Genomic DNA, 1,602 nt, shown 5'->3' on the forward strand with positions numbered 1-1,602 from the left:
TCGATCGCGTAGCGTGACCATAGGTCAATCCCGTAGCCTGACCATAGGTCAATCCCGTAGCGTGACCATAGGTCAATCCCGTAGCGTGGCCGTAGGCCAATCGTAATCTCAGTAGGTGACTGACTTGGTGCGATCGCGTAGCGTGACCATAGGTCAATCCCGTAGCCTGACCATAGGTCAATCCCGTAGCGTGGCCGTAGGCCAATCGCAATCTCTTGATTTGACTGACTCGCTGGGATCGGTATAGTTTGTCTAGCTTCATTATTAACCGTAGGATTGAGACTAACCCTTTGCTGTCGTTTCAGGTCTAGATTAGCAAGTAGAGCTTTTGGTGAATTTAGCTGAGGTAGTTGACCAGGCAGTAGAGCAAAACTAGGTAGCAAACCTTTACTCAAGTTCACTAAAGGTGCAAGGGCGATATCTGAGGATGGCTCTGTCTGTTGGACTGGTGGAGGAGTCAGAGTCGAGTTGAAACTAACGATAGGTTCTCGTTTCCAGTTGAGCCTAGGGACTTGATCTGACCTGAGATCGACCCTAGGAAATTGTCCATCGTTGATGTTAAAACTGGAAGACTCTCTAAGAGCAATTGTTGTTGATCGCTCATTTTGGTTTAGGGAGGGAACCAGACCGGGATTGAAGCTGAGGATTGGTTCTTGTTTAAGCTCAAGGCTAGGTAGTTGACTTGGCTTCAGGTCAATGACTGGTAAATTTTCCTCTGCTGCTTGGCTTGATTCAGCTTCAGCGATCGCAGGATACAGCACCATGGTGACGCTACCAGCGATCGCTCCCATTAGCTGTAGTTTACAAGATATGTTATAATTATCAATTAATTTCATTGCTGATCCTCTTCGTTGAAGGTCGGAGTGACTGCAAAGTTCATGCGTGCCATACCACCAGGCTCTAAACGCACGAGTCTCGATTGACTGTTGCCTTCACTGAAATGGGTATTGGGAGCTAGGGTGTAACCTGGAAGGCTAGTCAGGTCTAAAGCTCCAGTGTGGTATCCCGGTAGAACGTTTTTCACCGAGAACAGACCATTGGCATCAGTAGTAATTCGGTTACCGTTTTCCATAAAGATCACCGCATTAGGAACTCCCGGTTCTCCTGGTTGCTGATGACCATCAAAGTTTTTGTCTACAAATACTCGACCTAGTAAGGTGCCGCAGTCGGAAATAATGCCGGGATCAACTCGTACTCGATGAACCACTGGCCCATCTTTGATATCCCAACCGTTGTCATCCCGTTCCGCAGCAACAATTGCTGAGTTCTCCCCGTCACCCCGGATGCCATCTGGGGTAACTTGCACCCCATAAGCAATGTTCAATACTCCACCTTCTGGAATTGGCTCTGCTGTCGTGAAAGTAATTGTTGCGCCATCTCGTGTGGTTTCAATCTCTACTGATTCTTGCTGTAACTCGCCCCGGACAGAATCTTCAAGGAATTTAAATCCTAGGGGTAAGTCGTCAGTGACTACAATGTCTTGCACAGCACTACTAGCTAGATTGCGCAAAGAGAGGCGATAGATGATAGTATCTCCTGGTTCAGCCGTAGCTCTGTCTGCGCTCTTGGTAATCCGAATCGATTCAAGGTCACAAATACCCG

At 47.8% G+C, this 1,602-nt stretch carries 1 protein-coding gene and 1 pseudogene; both read right to left on the reverse strand.

From position 1 onward, the window contains the following. Window positions 1-836: hypothetical protein (locus F6K49_RS47390; protein ID WP_293109475.1), on the reverse strand; the 836-nt coding region annotated here is incomplete at its 3' end. Beyond that, window positions 833-1,602: pseudogene (locus F6K49_RS47395) on the reverse strand (hypothetical protein); the annotation flags it as partial. The gene F6K49_RS47390 and the pseudogene F6K49_RS47395, both read right to left, overlap by 4 nt.

The sequence above is a fragment of the Moorena sp. SIO3I6 genome (assembly GCF_010672095.1).